Annotated in this window: 18 protein-coding genes; 6 read left to right on the top strand and 12 right to left on the bottom strand. The window is 62.8% G+C overall.

The window, feature by feature from the left end; translation table 11 throughout:
* Positions 1 to 42 precede the first annotated feature (42 nt).
* Entirely contained in the window at positions 43 to 498 is a 456-nt protein-coding gene (locus tag NKH30_RS06775) for a DUF2214 family protein (protein ID WP_352469445.1), read from the bottom strand.
* A 218-nt stretch (positions 499 to 716) separates the two neighbouring features.
* Between NKH30_RS06775 and NKH30_RS06770 the strand changes: the two genes are divergently transcribed.
* The 6 genes from NKH30_RS06770 to NKH30_RS06745 all read left to right on the top strand — a co-directional run bounded on the left by NKH30_RS06770 (position 717) and on the right by NKH30_RS06745 (position 6,728).
* Positions 717 to 1,256, top strand: coding sequence for a GNAT family N-acetyltransferase (locus tag NKH30_RS06770; protein ID WP_352469446.1), 540 nt, complete (start codon positions 717 to 719; stop codon positions 1,254 to 1,256).
* 207 nt (positions 1,257 to 1,463) lie between these two features.
* The gene (locus NKH30_RS06765; protein WP_352453995.1) at positions 1,464 to 2,441 is read left to right on the top strand and encodes a Bug family tripartite tricarboxylate transporter substrate binding protein; all 978 of its coding nucleotides are present in this window, start codon (positions 1,464 to 1,466) and stop codon (positions 2,439 to 2,441) included.
* A gap of 154 nt (positions 2,442 to 2,595) precedes the next feature.
* Positions 2,596 to 3,129 (top strand): tripartite tricarboxylate transporter TctB family protein, encoded by a 534-nt coding sequence (locus NKH30_RS06760; RefSeq protein WP_352502673.1) that lies wholly within the window; start codon positions 2,596 to 2,598, stop codon positions 3,127 to 3,129.
* A 4-nt stretch (positions 3,130 to 3,133) separates the two neighbouring features.
* Positions 3,134 to 4,657 carry a tripartite tricarboxylate transporter permease gene (locus NKH30_RS06755; protein WP_352539407.1) on the top strand — a complete coding sequence of 508 codons (1,524 nt, stop codon included), beginning with the start codon at positions 3,134 to 3,136 and terminating at the stop codon, positions 4,655 to 4,657.
* Between the two features lie 15 nt (positions 4,658 to 4,672).
* Entirely contained in the window at positions 4,673 to 5,857 is a 1,185-nt protein-coding gene (locus NKH30_RS06750) for a CaiB/BaiF CoA transferase family protein (RefSeq protein ID WP_352469449.1), read from the top strand.
* Between the two features lie 19 nt (positions 5,858 to 5,876).
* Positions 5,877 to 6,728, top strand: a complete 852-nt coding sequence (locus tag NKH30_RS06745) for a citryl-CoA lyase (RefSeq protein ID WP_352469450.1) — start codon at positions 5,877 to 5,879, stop codon at positions 6,726 to 6,728.
* An 80-nt stretch (positions 6,729 to 6,808) separates the two neighbouring features.
* Here the strand turns inward: NKH30_RS06745 and NKH30_RS06740 are convergent, their stop codons facing one another.
* The 11 genes from NKH30_RS06740 to NKH30_RS06690 form a co-directional block, all read right to left on the bottom strand.
* A complete protein-coding gene (locus NKH30_RS06740) occupies positions 6,809 to 7,318 on the bottom strand; it encodes an NUDIX hydrolase (protein ID WP_352469451.1) in 510 nt (169 codons plus the stop codon).
* Between the two features lie 131 nt (positions 7,319 to 7,449).
* The gene (locus tag NKH30_RS06735; RefSeq protein WP_352539406.1) at positions 7,450 to 7,716 is read right to left on the bottom strand and encodes a hypothetical protein; all 267 of its coding nucleotides are present in this window, start codon (positions 7,714 to 7,716) and stop codon (positions 7,450 to 7,452) included.
* 160 nt (positions 7,717 to 7,876) lie between these two features.
* Positions 7,877 to 8,569, bottom strand: a complete 693-nt coding sequence (locus tag NKH30_RS06730) for a response regulator transcription factor (protein WP_352448298.1) — start codon at positions 8,567 to 8,569, stop codon at positions 7,877 to 7,879.
* On the bottom strand, positions 8,566 to 11,307 hold the full coding sequence (locus tag NKH30_RS06725; RefSeq protein WP_352539405.1) for a DUF4118 domain-containing protein: 2,742 nt from the start codon (positions 11,305 to 11,307) through the stop codon (positions 8,566 to 8,568). Before NKH30_RS06725 ends, NKH30_RS06730 begins: the two co-directional genes overlap by 4 nt.
* A gap of 53 nt (positions 11,308 to 11,360) precedes the next feature.
* Positions 11,361 to 11,930, bottom strand: a complete 570-nt coding sequence (gene kdpC / locus NKH30_RS06720; protein ID WP_352502664.1) for a potassium-transporting ATPase subunit KdpC — start codon at positions 11,928 to 11,930, stop codon at positions 11,361 to 11,363.
* A 12-nt stretch (positions 11,931 to 11,942) separates the two neighbouring features.
* Positions 11,943 to 14,036 (bottom strand): potassium-transporting ATPase subunit KdpB, encoded by a 2,094-nt coding sequence (gene kdpB, locus NKH30_RS06715; RefSeq protein WP_352539404.1) that lies wholly within the window; start codon positions 14,034 to 14,036, stop codon positions 11,943 to 11,945.
* A gap of 213 nt (positions 14,037 to 14,249) precedes the next feature.
* Positions 14,250 to 15,953 (bottom strand): potassium-transporting ATPase subunit KdpA, encoded by a 1,704-nt coding sequence (kdpA, locus tag NKH30_RS06710; RefSeq protein ID WP_352539403.1) that lies wholly within the window; start codon positions 15,951 to 15,953, stop codon positions 14,250 to 14,252.
* Positions 15,954 to 15,978: 25 nt separating this feature from the next.
* Positions 15,979 to 16,068 (bottom strand): K(+)-transporting ATPase subunit F, encoded by a 90-nt coding sequence (locus NKH30_RS06705; protein ID WP_023675300.1) that lies wholly within the window; start codon positions 16,066 to 16,068, stop codon positions 15,979 to 15,981.
* Between the two features lie 333 nt (positions 16,069 to 16,401).
* Entirely contained in the window at positions 16,402 to 17,883 is a 1,482-nt protein-coding gene (locus NKH30_RS06700; protein ID WP_352994655.1) for a hypothetical protein, read from the bottom strand.
* Between the two features lie 107 nt (positions 17,884 to 17,990).
* A complete protein-coding gene (locus tag NKH30_RS06695) occupies positions 17,991 to 18,173 on the bottom strand; it encodes a hypothetical protein (RefSeq protein ID WP_352469832.1) in 183 nt (60 codons plus the stop codon).
* Entirely contained in the window at positions 18,173 to 18,361 is a 189-nt protein-coding gene (locus tag NKH30_RS06690) for a DUF3606 domain-containing protein (RefSeq protein ID WP_352502669.1), read from the bottom strand. The genes NKH30_RS06695 and NKH30_RS06690 overlap by 1 nt, the downstream gene beginning before the upstream one ends.
* Positions 18,362 to 18,469 lie beyond the last annotated feature (108 nt).

Raw genomic sequence — 18,469 nt, 5'->3', positions numbered from 1 at the left:
GTGGAAAGGTTGGGCCGCGCGATGCCCTTCCTCCGACCTATCTTAATAACCGTAGCCGCGCGCCATCGCCGCCGCGAACACCGGGATCAAGAGGAAGATGAAGGCCTCGGTGCGGACATAGCTGCGAACGGACGCTAGCTCCGCCGCAGGCACCTGGAAGCCGGGACTGGCGCTCGCCTGCCTGTTCCAGGACAGGAATCGGACGGTCGGGATAATCGACAACAGGCCGACAATTGCGAAGGCGGCCATCTTTGCCCAGAACATCCAGTTGTAGACGTAGAATTCCCAGCCCTTGAGACCATAGATGACGCGGCCGATGCCTGCGACGATGATCAGCATGGCGATGATGCCGTAGTGGCGATCGATGCCGACAAGCCGCTTCAGCGTCGCGGCGGACAAGTCGCTGCGGATCAGGACGAACTCGGCGCCGATGATGCCTGCCAGCGAAAACACCAGCAGATGATGGAAGATGGCAAGCACAAGGTCGGTCGTGTCCATGCTGTTTTCCCTCTGTCGGACGGCAGCGCCGAAACCCAACGCGCCTGAACCAGTACTGGAGAAAAACTAACACCGCCTGGCAGGATTCACATCAGCCTGGAAGATGATCTACACAGCCTTGGCTCTTGTTTTTCGCAACGGATTTGGATTTCCCGTCTCGGGCGTGTCGCTGTCCCCACTTTTGGAAGACCTGCACGGGCAACAACCGAGACATGACCATGGCCAGTCCGCATACAATTGTCGCCCCAGTAATTGAGACCTCGCGCACGGTCCTGCGGCCGCACCGGCTTGACGATTTCGACGCCTATGTCGCGATGTGGGCCGATCCCGCCGTCACCCGCTTTATCGGCGGCAAGCCGCGCACGCGGGAGGAAAGCTGGATGCGCTTCCTGCGCCACGCCGGCCTGTGGTCGCTTCTGGGCTACGGCTTCTGGGCGATCGAGGAAAAAGCGACTGGCCGCTTCATCGGCGAGGCCGGCTTTCATGATCTGAAACGCGACATGACGCCGTCGATCGAGGGCATTCCGGAGGCCGGCTGGGCTCTGGTTTTGGGCGCGCATGGCCACGGGTTGGCCAGCGAAGTCGTCGCACGGGTGCTTGCCTGGGGCGACGAGACGTTCGGCGCCGCGAAGACCGTCTGCATCATCGATCCGGAAAACACCGGATCGCTGAACGTCGCGGCAAAATGTGGTTATGGCGAAGTGCTGCGAACCGTCTACCAAGGCAAGCCGACCATCCTGCTGGAGCGGCAACCCTGACGGATGTTGTTTGGCACTGCCTGCCACGTCGTCTTCGGGCGTCCGGTTCGCCAGCCTGAAAATCGCGCAGGCCGATTGTGCCGCATGCGGCGTGTTCTGTCTTTGACAGGAAGACGCAAACTCTGCATGAATTTTATCGAGCGGGTCTGAAGGCAGGCCACGTTTCTGGCAGGCACCGGAGGAGGTGTCGCGATTTGGAGGAATCCCATGCTGAACAGACGCCGATTCTTGATGAGCACCGCGGCAGCGGGTGCTGCCGGACTCGCGGCATCGCATTTTATCCCCGCCTTCGCGCAGGACGCGCCGCAGCTGCAGATTTTCGTGCCAGCGGCGCCGGGCGGCGGCTGGGACCAGACGGCGCGCGCCATGGACCAGGTGCTGCGCAGCGAAAAACTGATCTCCGGCTCGCAGATCACCAATGTCGGCGGCGCCGGCGGTACTGTCGGCCTGCCGCAATTCGTCAACCAGTGGAAGGGCAAGGGCAACGCGCTGATGGTGGCTGGCATGGTCATGGTCGGCGCGATCATCGCCAACAAGGCGGCTAACAACCTTACCGAGGTCACGCCAATCGCCCGCCTTACTGGCGAGTTCGAGGCGCTTGTGGTGCCGGCCGCCTCGCCATTCAAGACTGCGGCCGACTTTGTTGCCGCCCTCAAAGCCGACCCGACGCAGGTTCCGGTCGCCGGCGGTTCGGCTGGCGGCTCGGACCACATCTTGTTCGGCCTCATCGCCAAGACCGTCGGTGTTCCGGCCACCAATCTCTCCTATGTGCCGTTTGCCGGCGGCGGCGAGGCGCTGTCGGCGCTGCTCGGCAACCAGGTCGCGGCCGGCATCTCCGGCTATGGCGAGTTCGCCGAACAGGTCAAGGCGGGTGCGCTGCGGCTGCTGGCCATCTCCGCGGATAAACGCCAGGAGGGAATTGATGCGCCGACGATGAAGGAAGCCGGCATCGATGTCGAGCTGTTCAACTGGCGCGGCGTCTTCGCACCGCCCGGCGTCTCGGACGCCGACAAGGCAGCAATGATCAAGCTGATCGAGACCATGGCCAAGAGCGACGCCTGGGCCACCGAATGCAAGAACCGTAACTGGACGCAGATCCTGCTCACCGGTGACGATTATGCGAAATTCGTCGCCGAAGACACGGCCCGCATCGGGACGATCCTCAAGGACCTCGGCCTGGCGTGATGCTCTCGGCAAGGGGCGGCCTGCGCCAACCCTTGCCGACTTTCGCCAGCCGCATGGACATACGCGGCGCCGGAGGTGAAACTAGGCCGAGATCGGCCGAGTGAGACCAGTCCAGGGAGAACCGGCCCTCGGGGCTGGCATTGGGAGGACGATGATGAGCACCAGCGACCAGCAGGCGCCGCCGCGCCTTGCAGTGCCCGAACTGCTGATCGGCGTTGGGCTCCTCGCCTGTGCGGGTGCGGTTGCCTGGCAGACGCTGGCAATCCCGGTCTCGCCGCTCTATTCCAAGGTCGGTCCGACCGTCTTTCCCTACATCACCATGACCGGGATGATGATCCTGTCGCTGCTGCTCATCATTGCCGCCTTGCGGGGCGGATGGCAGCCGGAGGACGAAAAGGAGACGCCGACCGACTGGAAGGCGATGGGCATCGTCGCCCTCGGACTGATCGCCAATCTGGTGCTGATCCAGCCGCTCGGCTTTACCGCTGCATCTGTCATCATGTTCGTTCTCATCTGCCACGGTTTCGGCAGCCGGCGTCCGCTGCGTGACGTGCTGCTCGGGCTGATCCTGGCGCTGGCCGCCTATTTCGGCTTTGCCAGGGCGCTTGGCGTCAATATCGGTGCCGGCTTCATCGAAAACCAGCTGAATGCGATCGTCGATTCGGTCGTCGCCATGCTGAGGGGCTGACGCCATGGAAACGCTCGGCCATCTCGCGCACGGATTTTCGGTCGCCTTCTCGCCGATCAATCTCATGTGGTGCCTGGTCGGCACCACGCTGGGGACTGCGATCGGCGTGCTGCCCGGCCTCGGGCCGGCTCTGACCATCGCGCTGCTGTTGCCGATCACCTACCAGGTGGCGCCGGAGGCGTCGTTCATCCTGTTTGCCGGCATCTACTACGGCGCCATGTATGGCGGCTCGACGACATCGATCCTGCTCAACACGCCTGGCGAAAGCGCCACCATCGTCACCGCGCTGGAAGGCAACCGGATGGCCCGCTCCGGCCGCGGCGGTGCGGCCCTGGCAACCTCGGCGATCGGCTCCTTCGTCGCCGGCACGCTGGGCACCATCGGCGTTGCCTTCCTGGCGCCGATCGTCGTCAAATTCGCGCTGGCCTTCGGCCCGGCCGAATATTTCTCGCTGATGGTGCTGGCCTTCATCACGGTTTCGGCAGTGCTCGGCTCGTCGTCGGTGCGCGGCCTGACCAGCCTGTTCGTCGGCTTCGTTGTCGGCATGATAGGCGTCGACCTGCAGACGGGGCAGCCGCGCTTCACCTTCGGCATGAGCGAATTGTTGGACGGCGTCGACGTCATCGTCGTCGCCGTTGGCCTGTTCGCCGTTGGCGAGACGCTTTACATGGCCTCACGCCGCTATGCCGGCAAGGACGACATCGTGCCGTTGAAAGGGTCGCTCTACATGACCGCGGCTGAATGGTCGCGCTCGTGGAGGCCATGGCTGCGCGGCTCCCTGATCGGCTTCCCGATCGGCGCCATGCCGGCCGGCGGCGCCGAAATCCCGACCTTCCTCTCCTATGCTATCGAGAAGAAACTCTCCAGACACAAGGAGGAGTTCGGCACGGTCGGCGCCATTGAGGGCGTTGCCGGGCCGGAAGCGGCCAACAATGCATCCGCGGCCGGCGTGCTGGTGCCGATGCTGACGCTCGGCCTGCCGACCTCGGCGACGGCCGCGATCATGCTGTCGGCGTTCCAGAGCTACGGTATCAATCCGGGGCCGCTGCTGCTGACGACGCAGGCCGACCTGGTGTGGGGGCTGATCGCCAGCCTGTTCATCGCCAATGTCATCCTCGTCGTCCTCAACCTGCCGCTGATCGGGCTCTGGGTGCGATTGCTGAAGATCCCGGCGCCGCAGCTCTATGCCGGCATCCTGGTGTTCGCCACGGTCGGCACCTACGGCATCTCGCAATCGCCGATCGACCTCGTCATCCTCTATCTGCTCGGTGCCGCCGGCTTCCTGATGAGGCGTTTCGATTTCCCGACCGCGCCGGTCATCATCGGCATGATTCTCGGGCCGCTTGCCGAAACGCAGTTCCGCCGCGCGATGACCATCTCCAACGGCGATTGGACGGTGTTCTACAAGCATCCGCTGTCGCTGACGCTGCTGACGCTGGCCTTCATCGGGCTGGTTGGACCGCATATCTGGGCCTACATCGAGCACAGGCGCATGCGTGGACCGGAGCACGTGCCGGGCGATGCCTGAGCTGTTCGTGACGTCATGACAGACCTGCTTTCCGGCATCCGCGTCCTTGACCTGACCAATGTGCTGGCCGGCCCCTATTGCGCCTACCAGCTGGCGTTGCTCGGGGCCGACGTCATCAAGGTCGAGACGCCGCAAGGTGGTGATCTGGCGCGCCAGCTCGGCGCCTCGCCGGAGCTCAACCGGGCGGGCATGGGCGCTTCGTTCCTGGCGCAGAATGCCGGCAAACGCTCGGTGGCGCTCGATCTCAAGCAGGAGGCCGACCGCGAACGCTTCCTCGATCTGGTCGCTTCGGCCGACGCGCTGGTCGAGAATTTCCGCCCCGGCGTAATGGACCGGCTGGGGCTTGGCCATGCCAGGCTGAAGGAGGTCCGGCCAAGCCTTGTCTACTGTGCGATATCGGGCTTCGGCCAGACCGGGCCGATGCGCGACAATCCAGCCTACGACCAGATCATCCAGGGTCTTTCCGGCATCATGAGCATCACCGGTACACCGGAAACGGCGCCGCTGCGTGTCGGCTATCCCGTCGCCGATACGCTTGGCGGGCTGGTAGGGGCGTTCGCCATTACCGCCGCACTGGTCAAGCAGAAGACGACTGGCGAGGGCGCGTTCCTCGACGTGTCGATGCTCGAATGCACGCTTTCTGCGCTCGGCTGGCCGGTGTCGAACTATCTGACGGCGGACGTCGAGCCGCAGCCGATGGGCAATGAAAACATGACGGCCGCACCGTCTGGCGCGTTTCGCACCGGCGACGGCTTGCTCAACATCGCCGCCAACAAGCAAGAGCAGTTCGTCACACTGTGCCGGTTGATCGGTCGGCCGGAGTTGGCGTCGGATGTCCGCTTTGCCGAGCGCGAAACGCGCAAGCAGAACCGCATTGCATTGAAAGCGCTGATCGAGGATGCCTTGGCGAGCGGCTCGGCCGCCGCCTGGGAGGAGACGTTCAATCGCGCCGGCGTGCCGGCAGGCCGGGTGCTGACAATCCCGCAGGTACTGCAAGAGAGACAAGTGATCGAGCGCGGCATGACGGTACGCTTCCAGGCCGTGTCCGGGATGGCTAGGCCGCTGACCGTGGTGCGCGGCGGCTTCATGGTCGATGGCGAGGCACCTTTGCCGAGCAGGCCGCCGCCGGGGCTGGGCGAGCATATGGACGAAGTTTTTGCCAACCTGCCGCCACGCGCCAAGAAAAGAGCGAAGGCATGAGCGGCACGGAAAAGAAGCCATGAGCGACACGGAAAACAAGGCTGGCCGCGCGCGCGGCGAGGAATGGTGGCAGACCGGCATCATCGAGATGCGCCCCGGCGTCATCCGGCTGCGCGGCTATGAAATCCAGGATCTGATCGGTCGCGTCAGCTTTCCGGCAATGATCTGGCTCATGCTGCGCGGCGAACTGCCGAGCGAGGAGCAGGCGGCGCTGCTCGGCATCGCGCTGGGTGCTGCCGTCGACCATGGGCCGCAGGCGCCGTCGATCGCCATCGCCCGCATGGCGATCACGTGCGGCGTCGGCATCAACAGCGCCATGGCATCTGCCATCAACGTGCTTGGCGATGTGCATGGCGGCGCCGGCGAACAGGCGCTTTCCTTCTACGGCGACATCGCCGCTGAAGTGGACGCCGGCGTGCCCCTCACGGGCGCCGTGTCGCTGCGGGTTGATCATTTCCTTGCTGGGGAGGACGGTTATGTGCCCGGGCTCGGCCATCGCTTCCACCCGGTCGACCCGCGGGCGCCCCGCCTCATCGAGCTGACCCGTGACTTTGCCGCGCGCGGCGTCGTCAGCGGGCGCTTCGCCGATATCGCCGAGATGGTCGAGGCCGAGGTTTCGCGGCGCAAGGGCAAAAAAATCCCGCTCAATATCGACGGCGCCACGGCCGTCATCTACGGCGAGCTCGGCTTCCCGCCGCCGCTGACGCGGGGCCTTTTCGTGCTGTCGCGCTCCGTCGGCATCCTCGCACATGCATGGGAACAGTCGCAGGAGAGCGAACGCAACAAAGGGCCACTGCCGCGCGAATGGCTGTGGGCCTATACCGGCACGCCGGCGCGGCCTCTGCCCGAGGAAGACGATGGCAGTCAGTGAGGCATCGGTTCAAGAGACGGGGGCGGCGGGCGCTGGAAAACCAATTCCATCCCGACACAGTCGGGGCATGCCTCCATCTTCTATTGAGCGGGATCTTTTCCGAACGCCGGACTCTGCTTTTTGGGATTATGCTCCAGTTCGGCAATCCTGATGTTCCTCACCAGCGTCGAAAGATCCGGCTCGTCGATCAGCAACGCCGCGTCGGTCGGCGTCAGCCATGCCCGCTGCCGTCTCTTGGCTTCTTGCCACTTGGCAAGTTCCTCGGTTACCTCAAGCAAATAGACGACGACATCGACGCGAACGAAGCGGTTCGCCAGCCGCTTCCAGTAGTGGTAGGTGCCGGCAGGCTGTTTCAGTGTCTTGCCGAGAACACCGGCTTCTTCCTGTGCTTCGATGGTGGCTGCCTTGCGGCCGCTCTTGCCCTTCATCGGCCAGCCCTTCGGTACGATGAAGCGCCTCGTCGTTCGCGATGTGACCAGCATCACCTCGACATCGCCATGCTCGTTCAGCCGAAAGGGAATCGCCGCGACCTGGCGAACCCCGTCGCCCTTCCTTGCCTTGCGTACAACCTTCTTCTTGCTGGCTGCCATTCGATAATCCAGTCGAATCGGTGCCCAGACGGCAAGGGCAGCGTTGCAAACTCGCCCGCTTTCAATGGGGGCGCAGGCGGAGCGGTTTCCCCAGTATATAAGTCGGCTAAATAAATGAAAGAGACCGGTCGTCAGCGGCAGGTGCTGACAAAGCCGCTCCCTGACGGCAGCAACTGGCAAGTTGGCCTCATCTGCGGCACCTCCTGCCGTTGCGGTATTGGGATTTGGCGATCCAGGGCACGGTACTGCTGTTGCTGCTGCTGGTATTGCTGCCGCCGCAGCCTGTTCTCCAACATCTGCAATTGGTCTTGCTGGATCAACACGTTGCGATCGGCGGGACTGCCGACCTGTGCCGATGCAGCTGGATTTACGCCCGACAGCATCGCCGCAGTCAGCATTGCCGACCCTAGAAACGTCAATAGACGAAGCCGTGGCATTCGTTCATTCCCGCACAAAACCAATCTTCGCTTAATATAGGGCTTTTGTCCGGCGACGCCATGGCCGCCGCTGATTTGAAGCAGATTGGAAGAGGCATTTCGGCTTCGGATGCTCGTCGCGTCAGTCGACTTCGCGCAGCCGGTATCCGACGCCGGTCTCGGTCGTGATATAGCGGGGCTGGTCGGGCGTCTTCTCAATCTTTAGCCTGAGTTGCCGGACATAGACTCTGAGATATTGAACGTCGGTGGAATCGCCCCAGACCTGCTTCAGCAGGAACTGGTGGGTGAGAACCTTGCCGGCGTGCTGCACCAAGGTGCGAAGAATGTCGTATTCCTTCGGCGAGAGCTTTATCTCCTTGTCCTCGACCTTGACGATGCGCTTCACCAGATCGACGGAGAGGTCGCCGGTCTGGAACACCGGTCTCTCACCCTGCTGCTGGAACTTGTGGCGAAGCGCGACGCGGATGCGTGCGACAAGCTCGTTCATACCGAATGGCTTGGTGACGTAATCGTCGGCGCCGAGTTCGAGGGCCGAGACGATGCCGGCCTCGTCGGTGCGGCTGGAAAGAATAACCACGGGAATGTCCAGGCCATCATCCCGCCATTTGCGGAGCAACTCATGCCCGCTCATGCCGGGCAGGCCGAGATCGAGCAGCACAAGGTCCGGCTTTTCCGTCGCGATGAGTTCAATCGCCGCCCTGGCGTTCGGCGCCTCGCTGATCGCATAGCCTTGGCTGCCAAGCCCGACGCGAAGCAGTTTCCGGATCGGCGGTTCGTCGTCCACCACCAATATCCTGACGTCCAGGCTCGTCATGCCAGATCGTCCATATTTTGATGGCCCGTCTCGGGTTCGCCGAGATTGGGCAGTTCCGCCGGCACCAGTTGCATCTTGATCGTGAAAACCGCCCCCGAGCGGTCGGACCTGTTTGCCGCCAAGAGCGTCCCGCCCATCGCTTCGATGAAGCCGCGGCAAATCGACAGGCCGAGCCCCGTGCCGGCACGCACCTGGTCACCCTTGCGCACACGGTAGAAAGTGTCGAAAACGCGCTCTAGATCCGCTGGCGGAATGCCTGGTCCCTCATCCATGATCTGCAGGATGACGAAGCCGTTGTCGGCCCAGGCTTGCAGGCGGATCGTCGAACCTGGCGGCGCGTATTTTGCAGCATTGTCGAGGAGGTTGAACAGCACCTGTTCGAACAGAACGGGGTCGACCCGCAACATCGGCAGATCCGATGGAATGTCGATCTCGGTCTTATGCTCGCCGACGATCTTGCGGGCCCGATACAGAGCTGAACCGACAATGTCGCCGAGATAGTGAAACGCATAGTTCGGCTCCATCGTGCCGGATTCGATCTTGGTCATATCGAGCAGATTGGCGATGAAGCGGTTAAGCCTCTCCGCTTCATCGAGCACGGTCGACAGCAGTTCCGCCCGGTCCTGCTCGGGAAGCGCGGCCTCGAAGTCCCTGAGTGTTCCGGCCGCGCCCATGATGGCGGCAAGCGGCGTTTTCAAATCGTGGGAAATGGAGGTGAGCAAGGCCGAGCGCAGACGGTCTGCCTCGGCCGCAAGCTTGGCCCGGTCAACATCGGCGACGAGCTGGATGCGCTCGATGGCGACCGCCGCCTGGTCGGCGAGCGCATCGAGCAGACGCTGCTGCTCGGGTGTCAGCAGCGGACCTTGCTTGTCGTTGTCGAGGCCGACAACGCCTACCGCCGTGCGTCCGGTCCGCAAGGGCAGATAGAGGCGCTTTGCTCCGGGCAGCGTGTCGGCGCCGCGCCCGGCGGCGCGGTTATGCTCCCAGGCCCAGCGGGCTGCTGCGATGTCGGCCTCGGCCAGCGTGTCGTCGGGTGGGTAGCCGGCTTTGACCGCAATCGTGCCGTTCTCCGGCAGAAGCAGCACCACGCGCAGCTTCAGCATCGAGGCGATCTGGAAGGCAGTCGCCCAGAGAACGTCATCAAGCGTCCCAGCGCCGGCGAGCTTCTTTGAGAAGAGATAAATATCTTCTGTGGCGCGTGCCCGCGAGCGCGCGGCGACCGCCTGACGCTGCACGCGCGCTGTTAGATTGCTGCCAATGACCGCAACAACCAGGAAGACAGCCAGCGCAACGATGCTCTCCGGATCCTCGATCGTCAGCGTGTAGCGTGGTTCCAGGAAGAAATAGTTGAAGGCAATGGCGCTGATGAGGCAGGCATACAAAGCCGGCCAGAGACCGCCGGTCACCGCCGACGTCAGGACCCCAATGAGAAAGATGATCGCCAGATTGCGGACGTCGAGAAACTGGTCGAGAAGGACGGCGAAGGCGAGCGAGCCAACAACATAGGCCGTGGCCCTGAGATAGGGCCAGATCTCGAACTGCCACTGCTCGTCCGCCGCCTTGACGGTCCTCGACGTCGCCTCGGCGTTGCGTTCGTTTCCCGAAATGACATGGACGCTGATGTCGCCGGCATTGCGGATGAGATCGTAAGTGAGCGAGCCTTCGATCAATTCCCGCCAACGCGATCGGGTCGGCCTGCCGATCACGATATGGGTGAAGTTGTTCGCCGTCGCATGCCGAACGATGTCTTGCGCGACGTTCTGACCCGGAATGGTCGTCACCTCGGCACCGAGCTGCTCGGCAAGGCGCAGCTGCGTCGCCAGCCGATCCTTGTCCTCCTCGGGCATGGCAGCTGAACGAGGGGTATCGACATGAAGCGCCGTCCAAGGGGCGCGGAGCCGGTCGGCCAACCTCCGCGCATAACGTACACGGGCCGCCCCGCCCGGACGCGCATCGACGCAGACGAGAACCCTTTCCCCCGCCGCCCAAGGCCCGGGTATCGCGTGGGCCTGCATGTGGGTCAGCAACTGCTCGTCGACCCGCTGGGCAGTGCGGCGGAGCGCCAATTCCCGGAGCGCCGTCAGATTGCCCGGCGAGAAATAGTTCTCGATGGCGCGCTGGGCGGTGCTGGGGATGTAGACCTTGCCTTCCTCAAGCCGTTTGATCAGATCGTCGGGGGTGAGGTCGATGATCTCGATGTCGTCGGCCTGGTCGATTATGGAGTCGGGGACAGTTTCCCGCACCCTGACGCGGGTGATCTGCGCCACGACATCGTTCAGGCTCTCGACGTGCTGGATATTCAGCGTCGTGTAGACATCGATGCCGTGCGTCAGGATTTCCTGGACGTCGAGATAGCGCTTGGGGTGACGGCTGCCGGCGACATTGGTGTGGGCGAGTTCGTCGACCAGAACCAGCGCCGGGTGCCGGGCGAGGATGGCGTCGAGATTCATCTCCTCAAGGATCCGCCCCTTGTAATCGATCTCAAGGCGAGGAATGACCTCGTAGCCTTCGACCAGCGTCTGGGTTTCCTTGCGGCCGTGCGTCTCGACGATGCCGATCACCACGTCGACCCCGTCGGCCAGCCTGGCGCGGCCCGACATCAGCATCTCGTAGGTCTTGCCGACACCGGGGGCGGCGCCGAGAAATATCCTCAGGCGGCCGCGCTCCTCCCGCTCGGCATGCTCGAGCAGCGCGTCGGGAGAGGGCCTGGTTTCGGCGGTGCGTCTGTCGTCTGGCATACGGGTCAATCATGAACGGCGCCGGCTTCGGTGTCGATCCCGGCGCTGGTCCTTCACTGTTTCATGGCATCGTCCAGCGCAAGGTTGAGGGCCAGCACATTGACTACCGGCTCGCCGATGAATCCCAATTCGCGATCTTCGACATGGCTGTCGACAAGCGATTTGATCCTGGATTCATCGACGCCCCTGGCCTTGGCCACCCTGGCAACCTGAAAATAGGCCGCATCGGGGCTGATATGCGGATCGAGGCCGCTGCCGGACGTGGTGACCAGATTCATCGGTACCGGCTGGCTCGGGTTTTCGGCTCTCAGCTTTTCGGCGTCGCTCTTGATCCTGTCGATGAGCTTCGGGTTGGTCGGGCCGAGATTCGAGCCGCCCGAGGCGGCGGCATTGTAGCCGTCGCCGGCAGCCGACGGGCGGCCATGGAAGTAGCGGTCGCTTTCGAAAGCTTGGCCGATCAGCTCGGAACCGACGAGCTTGCCGTCCTTCTCGATCAGGCTGCCATTGGCCTGGCGCGAAAACAGCGCCTGGGCAATGCCGGTCATGCCGATCGGATAGACCAAACCCGTCAGAATGGTGAAGAAGACGATCATGACGATCGCGGGCCTGATTTGATTGAGCATCGACGTGGTTCCTTAGGCGAGACCGAGAGCGGTGATGGCCATGTCGATCATCTTGATGCCGACGAAGGGCACTACGACGCCGCCAAGGCCATAGACAATGAGATTGCGGCTGAGCAGCGCACCGGCGCCGACCGCGCGGTATTTGACGCCCCTCAGCGACAGCGGGATCAGCGCAATGATGATCAGCGCGTTGAAGATGATGGCCGAGAGGATAGCGCTCTGCGGCGTCGCCAGATGCATGACATTGAGCGCTTGCAGCGGCCCGGCGGTCTGGCCCGGGGCGATGTAGAAGGCGGCGAATATTGCCGGGATGATGGCAAAATACTTGGCCACGTCGTTGGCGATGGAGAAGGTGGTCAGCGAGCCACGCGTCATCAGCAGCGCCTTGCCGATTTCGACGATCTCGATCAGCTTGGTCGGATCGCTGTCGAGATCGACCATGTTGCCGGCCTCGCGCGCCGCGACCGTGCCGGTGTTCATGGCAACGCCGACATCGGCCTGCGCAAGGGCCGGCGCATCGTTGGTGCCATCGCCGCACATCGCGACCAGTTTGCCTTTGGCCTGCTCGTCGCGGATCAGCTTCAACTTGTCCTCGGGCGTCGCCTGGGCAAGGAAGTCGTCGACGCCGGCTTCCGCCGCGATCGCCGCCGCGGTCATCGGATTATCGCCGGTGATCATCACCGTGCGGATGCCCATGCGGCGCAATTCGGCAAAGCGTTCTGCGATGCCGCCCTTGACGATGTCCTTCAGATGGACGACGCCGAGCAGGCGCCCGTCGCGCTCGACCGCGAGTGGAGTGCCACCCGATTTGGCGATCTCGTCGGCGATCGCCTGAAGGTCGCGGACGGTGTCGCTGCCGGGGCGCATACTGCCTGTGGCAACGGTCGAGAGGTTGACGTGGGCAAGTACCGCATCGACTGCGCCCTTGCGGACCGAGGAGCCTTCCAGATCGACACCGCTCATGCGGGTTTGCGCGGTGAAGGGCACGAAAGTCGCGTGCAGGCTTGCCATGTCGCGGGCGCGGATAGCGTATTTTTCCTTCGCCAGGACGACGATCGAGCGGCCTTCCGGCGTTTCGTCGGCAAGCGAGGCAAGCTGAGCCGCGTCGGCCAGTTCCTGTTCGGTGACGCCCTTGACCGGACGAAATGCCGTCGCCTGACGGTTGCCCAGCGTGATGGTTCCGGTCTTGTCGAGCAGCAGCGTGTCGACATCGCCGGCCGCCTCGACGGCGCGGCCCGACATGGCGAGCACGTTGAAGCGCACCAGGCGGTCCATGCCGGCAATGCCGATAGCCGACAGCAGGGCGCCAATTGTGGTCGGGATCAGGGTAACGAACAGGGCGACCAGCACGGTCACCGGGATATAGCCGCCCGAATACGAGGCGAAGCTCGGGATCGTCGCCGTCGCCAGCACGAAGATCAGCGTCATGCCGACGAGCAGGATGTTGAGCGCGATCTCGTTGGGTGTCTTCTGGCGCTCGGCGCCCTCGACCAGCGAGATCATGCGGTCGAGGAACGTATGACCGGCAGCCGCAGTGATGCGCACGCGGATCCAGTCGGACAAGACCTGCGTGCCGCCGGTCACCGCCGAACGATCGCCTCCGGATTCGCGGATGACCGGTGCGGATTCGCCGGTGATGGCCGCCTCGTTGACCGACGCCACGCCTTCGACCACCTCGCCGTCCGAGGGGATGATGTCGCCGGCTTCGACAAGCACGGTGTCGCCGACCTTCAGGCTGGTGCCGGGCACCAGTTTGAACTTGCTGCGGTCGCCACCGTTCAACAGCTTTGCCTGCGTCTCGGTTCGCGCCCGACGCAGCGAGTCAGCTTGCGCCTTGCCGCGGCCTTCGGCCACCGCTTCGGCGAAATTGGCGAAGAGCACGGTGAACCACAGCCAGATGATGATCTGCAGCGTGAAGCCAAGATCGCCGCCGCTGGTAACGAGATCCTTGACGAACAGCACGGTGGTGAGCGCCGAGACGACGGCGACGACGAACATCACCGGGTTTCGCATCAAGGTGCGCGGGTTCAGTTTTCTGAAGGAACCGCCGATAGCGGGCCACAGAATGCGGGTATCCATGATGCTCACGGATTTCGACGGGCTCATTTGGTAGCTCCAGTGTCGATGTTGTTGACCGGTCGATCGTGTGCCGAACGAAGGTGCGGCGGCCCGTAAGCCAGCAGCCAGATCATGATCAAGGCTGCCGCAATAGCGAGGAATGTGGACAGCGTCGGGAAAGGAGGGGGCGTTTTCTCCCCCTCCGGCTCGGGGCGATGCCGGACCTTTCGAGGTATGATCTTGAACCAGGGCATCGCCGTTTCAGAATGTCTGACCGTGAATCATCGCCAGGTGCTCGACGATCGGTCCGACCGCCAGGGCCGGGAAGAAGGTCAGGCCGCCGACGATCAGGATGACACCGGCCAGCAGCCCGACGAACAGCGGACCATCGGTCGGGAAGGTGCCGGCGGAGGCAGGGACGGTCTTCTTCGCAACCAGCGAGCCAGCAATCGCCAACGCCGGAATAATGACCAGGAACCGGCCCATCAGCATGCCGATGCCGAGCGTTACGTTGTACCAGGGCGTGTTGCCGCTGAGGCCGCCAAAGGCGGAGCCATTGTTCGCCGCGGCCGAGGTGTAGGCATAGAGAACCTCGGAGAAGCCATGCGGGCCGGCATTGGCGATGGAAGCAACGCCGGTCGGCAGCACCACCGCGATAGCAGTGAAGATCAGCATTGCAAGCGGCAGGCAGAGCACGGCCAGCATAGCCATCTTGACCTCCTTGGCCTCGATCTTCTTGCCGAGATATTCGGGCGTGCGTCCGACCATCAGCCCGGCGACGAAAACGGCAATGACGATGAACATCAGGATACCGTAGAAGCCGGCGCCGACGCCGCCGACAATGACCTCGCCGAGCTGCATGTTGATGATGGGGATCATGCCGCCGAGTGCGGTGAAGCTGTCATGCATGGCGTTGACCGCGCCGCAGGATGCGGCCGTGGTGATGACGGCAAACAGTGCCGACAGGGCGATGCCGAAGCGGCTCTCCTTGCCCTCCATGTTGCCGCCGTCGACACCCAGCGCATGAACAAGCGGATTGCCGGCGGCTTCCGCCCAGTAGCAGACGGCAACGCCAGCGATGAACAGCACGCCCATCGCCGACAGAATTGCCCAGCCCTGGCGCTGGTTGCCTACCATGCGGCCGAAGACATTGGTCAGCGCCGCGCCGAGGGCAAAGATCGTCACCATCTGGATCAGGTTGGAGATTGCATCGGGATTTTCGAAGGGATGCGCTGCATTGGCGTTAAAGAAACCGCCGCCATTGGTGCCGAGCATCTTGATGGCAACCTGGGAAGCGACCGGCCCGACCGCGATAGTCTGTTGCGCGCCTTCGAGCGTCGTCGCGTTGACGTAGGCAGCGAGCGTCTGCGGCATGCCGAGATAGACATAGACGAGAGTCAACACGATGCAAAAGGGCAAAAGCAGGTAGAGCGTGCCGCGGGTCATATCGACCCAGAAATTGCCGATCGATTTGCCTGAGGCTCTGGCAAAGCCGCGGATCAATGCGACCGCAATGGCGACGCCAGTCGCCGCCGACAGAAAATTCTGCACGGTCAAGCCGGCCATCTGCACGAGATAGGACATCGTGCTTTCGCCGCCGTAGTTCTGCCAGTTGGTGTTGGTCATGAAGCTGGCGGCGGTGTTGAAGGCCAGCTCAGGTTCGACGGCGGTCATGCCGGCCGGATTGTAGGGCAGGCCGCCTTGCAGCCGTTGCAGGAAATAGAGCACCAGGAAGCCGGCCAGGTTAAAGAACAGCAGGGCGGCCGCATAGGAGGTCCAGTGCTGCTCCTCGCGCTCGCTGGTCCCTGATATGCGGTAGAGCCCGCGCTCGAGCGGGGCCAGAATTGACGACAGGAATGTGCGCTCGCCGCTGAAAACGCGATGCATGTAGCCGCCGAGCGGCTTGGCCAGCAGAACGACGATCCCGCAATAGACGAGGATCTGCAGCCATCCGTTGATTGTCATGGGGTTGGCTCCTTGCCAGCGGAGATCAGAAGCGTTCCGGGCGAACGAGGGCGTATGTCAGGTAGGCGAGAAGAAACAAGGTCACGGCGCCGCCGAGGATATAGTCGAAAAGCATGTTACGATCCCCTAAACTTACAGCTTGTCGCAGGCTTTGATGTAGCCGAAGCATAGAGCAAAGAACGCGATTCCAATCGCGACAACAAATATGTCCATAATGCATTTTCCTATATCGTGTTTGTTCTTTTAATTTGGACAAAACTGCCCAACCCGTCGCCGCATCATATGGGCGGCTGGATACACCGCTCCTGTGAATATGGATCAAAGTGCCATAAAGGTTCGAGACGGGACGCGGAGCAAAGAAATCAAAATCCCATAAGGATTTCGCCGCCTCGGCGCTGGCCGAAGCTTCAGGAGGGAGGTGCGCACCGGCGCGCGAAGCTGCCGGGGCTCAGTCCGCGCGGGTGTAGATCACCGCGTAATCGTCCGCATAGGCCCGCTTCCAGCCCAGTTCGTCGAAGAACGGAATGCGGCTGTCGTCGGCGGTCAACAACGCCCAGCCTATCGTATATTTGTCGAGTTGGGCTTTCAGGATCGGCTTGCCCCGGCTGTGCCCCGTCTGCTCATCCGTTTCCGTAAAGCCATTCAGGAAGAGCTGATCCGCGCGGCCGTCGATAAACGTCCTGATGCCATGGAAAATCAGCGTGCCGCCGAAATCGTAGGAGTTCAGCAGATTGCCCGACAGATTATGGGTTTGGGCAAAGGCCAGTGCGTCCCTCGCCGAGGTCTTCTGGCTCGGCGCGACCGGATAGCTCGTCAAGGCGGCAGCCGCCAAAACCAGCAAAACGGCAAGTCCAGCACAAATCCTGGAAAATTGCCGTGCGAAAAATTGTTCAAGTCCGTCACGCTTTTCCGCCGCCCATTTCTCGGCTGAAAGCGCTGGATATTGTTGCGCGACCTCGACGGCAAGGACCACCGGCACGAGAAGAAAGAACAGGTACATGAACCGTATGTGGGTGAGATAGACGTGCAACGTGAAGACAAGGAACAGCGCCTTGGCCCAGCCAATGCGCAATCTCGACACGAGCAGCCCGAAAAGCGCCACCAGCAGGGCCACCTCCTGGAGGGTGTGCCGCGCGGCGTCGAAGGGCTGCCACTCCGCAATGTAAGGCACCGCCTCATTGCCATAGGCCACGGTGAATGTGGCGAGTATGGCCTTGACGCCATAGGGATTGAGCAGGCTGACCAGTGGGCAAAGCAGCCCGAAAAGGATCCACTTGGCCAGCAGCCGGGGGTTCGACAAGCGTGTGCGCATGACGAGATCGAGGCCGGCGAAGGCGGCGATGACGAAACCGAAGGTGAAGGTGGCATGGAGATTGGCCCAGAGGCAAAGCAGCGCCAGCAGCCATAAGGGCGGTGCTTTCTCGTTGCGTGCGGCCTGGAAAAGACCGGCGGTCCAGACGACGATGATGGGCAAGGTAAAGATGTGCGGCCGGGCGACATAGATTGGCCCGATCAAGAGCGCGAGAACCAGCGTCAGTCCTATCGCCAGCGTCGGCTTCAACCACGCGCTGAGATACCACGACGTCAAGAAGGCCGTAAGCGCGATTACTGCAGTCGCCAGCAGCACCACGCCGTTCCAGCCGCCGGCTTGAAAGGCAATTGCAAGGAGGACCTGGCTAAGCCATTCCTTGGCGATCCATGGCTGGCCGGCAAAAGTATAGGAATAGATGTCGACGGTGGGGAATGTGCGGCGTGCCAGCATATCCATGCCGACCTTGATGTGCCACCAGCTATCGGGATCCTGCAGGAGGGAGTGGGCAAAGGCGAGGAGCGCCGCCGCCATCACGACCGCCGCCACCAGGCAAAACATCAGCCTCACATGCCGTATGTCGTCTATCGACGGCCTCGCCCCACCAGATATCCCGCGCATATGGCATCCCTGAGCCGCGATAGCGGAAGGGATAGGCCGAATTTGTTAGAAAACCGATAAGCCGCAGGATCGCGGCCCCATGCCGCGCGTCCAACCGGCTGGGCGGCTCAGCCCTCGGCCTTGAAGTTCTTGGCTTCCTTCTCGACCTTCGGGCTGTCCTTGCCGTGCTTGCGCATCAGATCCTTCGCCTGCTTCGGCGAAACGTCGGTGGTTTCGGCCAGGCGCAGAGCCTCCTTTTCGTCCAGATCGCGCGTCTTGCGGTCGGCCATTGCGGTTTTCTTGTCAGCCATTACGACGCTCTTATGCTCTCGGCGATTTCGTTCAGCACCTTGCGGTCGGTGCCGTGGCGCTTGATCAGCGTGCGCGCCTGCTCAGGGGTAATGCCCGCTTCCTCGGCGAAGTGACGTACCTCGTAGTCTTCGCCGCCCGCCACTCGTGAGCGGTCGCGACTGTCGGTCTTGGTTTTGTCGTCGGCCATGGCAGCTCTCCTCATCTCAACGAGAGCATAACGGGCAAGATTTCAGCGAGTTCCTTCGAGCGTGTCGCCCAACTACCGGCTTCGGGCATGACCCGGCATGAGCAGCGG

It is taken from the genome of Mesorhizobium sp. M1273, assembly GCF_040318195.1.
In the GTDB taxonomy this organism is placed as follows: domain Bacteria; phylum Pseudomonadota; class Alphaproteobacteria; order Rhizobiales; family Rhizobiaceae; genus Mesorhizobium.
Note: the sequence above shows the minus strand (reverse complement) of the source record. Positions and strands in the feature narration are given on the sequence as shown.